This window comes from Phormidium sp. CCY1219, assembly GCF_055795085.1.
In genome coordinates this window covers 1-224 of the sequence record NZ_JAYFEQ010000877.1, presented here as the reverse complement: position 1 = coordinate 224, position 224 = coordinate 1, and the positions used below count along the sequence as shown (strand labels likewise).

Genomic DNA, 224 nt, shown 5'->3' with positions numbered 1-224 from the left:
CCGTTGATAGGCGTCGTGGTGGAAGTGCAGTAATGTATGTAGCCCAGACGTACTAACAGACCGAGCGCTTGACCTCAAATTTCATTTAAACTCAATTTCTATGCAGTCTTGAGGGTTCTTTAACCTTCTCGATTTTTCCGGGTGCCTATGGCGTTGTGGAACCACTCCGACCCATCCCGAACTCGGCTGTGAAACGCGACTGCGGCGACGATACTTGGAGGGTG

The 224-nt window shown here is 50.9% G+C and carries 1 rRNA gene; it reads left to right on the top strand.

The window, feature by feature from the left end:
* Positions 1 to 137 precede the first annotated feature (137 nt).
* Positions 138 to 224, top strand: a 5S ribosomal RNA gene (gene rrf, locus AC0QH1_RS28770); the annotation flags it as partial.